Source organism: Candidatus Obscuribacterales bacterium (assembly GCA_036703605.1).
In the GTDB taxonomy this organism is placed as follows: domain Bacteria; phylum Cyanobacteriota; class Cyanobacteriia; order RECH01; family RECH01; genus RECH01.
Window position 1 is genome coordinate 1 of sequence record DATNRH010001186.1, and the last position, 1,860, is coordinate 1,860.

4 protein-coding genes are annotated in these 1,860 nt (G+C 52.8%); 1 reads left to right on the plus strand and 3 read right to left on the minus strand.

Annotated elements, in window-relative coordinates:
• Nucleotides 1-578: hypothetical protein (locus tag V6D20_24685; GenBank protein HEY9818979.1), on the plus strand; the 578-nt coding region annotated here is incomplete at its 5' end.
• A gap of 47 nt (nt 579-625) precedes the next feature.
• Here V6D20_24685 and V6D20_24690 read toward each other — a convergent pair.
• The 3 genes from V6D20_24690 to V6D20_24700 form a co-directional block, all read right to left on the minus strand.
• On the minus strand, nt 626-1,006 hold the full coding sequence (locus V6D20_24690) for a hypothetical protein (protein ID HEY9818980.1): 381 nt from the start codon (nt 1,004-1,006) through the stop codon (nt 626-628).
• Between the two features lie 159 nt (nt 1,007-1,165).
• On the minus strand, nt 1,166-1,516 hold the full coding sequence (locus V6D20_24695) for a hypothetical protein (GenBank protein ID HEY9818981.1): 351 nt from the start codon (nt 1,514-1,516) through the stop codon (nt 1,166-1,168).
• Between the two features lie 157 nt (nt 1,517-1,673).
• Nucleotides 1,674-1,860 (minus strand): hypothetical protein (locus V6D20_24700; GenBank protein HEY9818982.1); only part of this gene is annotated, 187 nt, incomplete at its 5' end.

Genomic DNA, 1,860 nt, shown 5'->3' on the forward strand with positions numbered 1-1,860 from the left:
GCAATGAACACTTCGTTCCTAAAGAACTAGGATTACGTGTGAAGATTGGTGATACTGTTGCACCAGGACAACAACTAAGTCAGGGCGGCGCACTTAACCCCCAAGACCTTCTAGATGCCACAGGCGACATCAATCTAGTACGTAATACTATGATTGACGAGCTTACTAAGGCTTATGGCGGACAGCGTATTAAGCGCCGAATCTTTGAAACAGTTGTTAAGCCTATGACCGATAGGGCAAAGGTTATACACGCAGGCGATGCCGACAAACTATTCAACGTATACCCAGGTGAGATTCATCAGGTAAACCAGCTTAATACCTACAACGAAAAGCTCAAGCTTAAAGGACTGAAGCCTATCAAGTATGAGTCTGCTCTATTCGGTATTATTCAGTTGCCGCACCAGCAGCAGGACTTCATTGGTCAGCTGACACACGAGCGTCTTAAGGACACGATGAAGAATGCCCCGGCAACGGGTAAGAGCACCAACATCTTCACAGGCCACCCAATTGCGCAGCTAGCTCTCAAGCAGTTCAGCCACGTAGAAGATATTAAGAACCCACGCACTAAACTGTTCTAGTCTAAAAAGAGAGAAGCGGCAGCCCCGAAGGGCCACCGCTTATGTTCTCACACGGTGTCCCAGCCACGGGGCTCCCTGTTTTTGTCCAAGTCTTCCTGGTACTTCTCGTACGCCTCGACACCTACACCCTCAATGAAGTCGTTGGCTACATCAATGCCCTCCTGGTACCCGTCCCACCAGATTTCCTTCATCTGCTCGGTGGTATTCCACCTGAACCGGAACATGCCCAGTTCCAGTGGGTTCAGGTAGCAAGTCATCGCTCTCTTGCCCTGGGGCAAAGAGAGCCACGTGCCTGCGCGTAGCAGCGCCCAGTCCAACCACCTCAACGGCGCCTGCACTAGAAAGGAGACGAGGAGGATCGGGGTGAGGATCACGAGGTTGATGGTGACCCGGACAGCAGCGACGACGGTGGTGAAAAGTTTGTTCATGGTAGTTCCCCTATTCATGAAGCCAGGTGACAGAATACGCAGTGTGCATATCCCTATCACTATACTTATGCCAGAATAGGGGCCTATTTTTGCACTATTTTGGGGTCTAAAAAGAGGGACACAGCAACCCCCGAAGGGGCTGCCATATCCCTGTGTTCGTCAGCCTTCCTCACACACCAAGGCTTGCGCCTTGAGGTGACGTACCAGGGTCCGCACCCTCCTACGCTCCGGTCCTTTCAGATCCCGAAGGGATGAGAGACCCTTGATAAAGGCCTCGTAATCCTTCCGGCAGAATCCGGTGGTGTCGCACCAACTTCTCAGCTCGTAGTCGAGCGCCTCCTCTTCCGCAGGGGAGCGGCGGGGCTGGACAAGGATTTCTCCCATACCCCACACGGTCTCGGCGGGGAGGCCGAAACCTACGCTCTGGAAGAGCGTGTCGATCAGTCGCACCATCAGGTGCAGTTGATCGGTGGTGTTGGTGTTGGTGTTGTTGTTGTTGTTGTTGTTCATGAGATTTCTCCAAATCATGAAGACGGGTGATAATGGATACGAAGTGTATTCATCTATCACTATACTTATGCCATAAACACATTCATTTTTTGCACTATTTTGGGGTCTAAAAAGAGAGATGCAGCAACCCCCGAAGGGGCTGCCACATCCCTGTGTTCTACGGCTTCACAGAGCCGTTGTCCATCTCGTCGATGAACGCTTCGAGCGTATCCTCTCGAAACTTCTTGGGGAGGGGGCCCCAGTAGTTCCCCACCTCAACGGCGGGGCCGAGGGGGCAAGCGCCGTCGTCCACGAGGGCGTTGGCGCTCCAGAACGCCACGGATGCTTCGTGCTCTTCGGAACTG

Coding starts and splice junctions, on each gene's coding strand:
- V6D20_24690 (HEY9818980.1), bottom strand. CDS start 1,006: ATGAACAAACTTTTCACCACCGTCGTCGCTGCTGTCCGGGTCACCATC.
- V6D20_24695 (HEY9818981.1), bottom strand. CDS start 1,516: ATGAACAACAACAACAACAACAACACCAACACCAACACCACCGATCAA.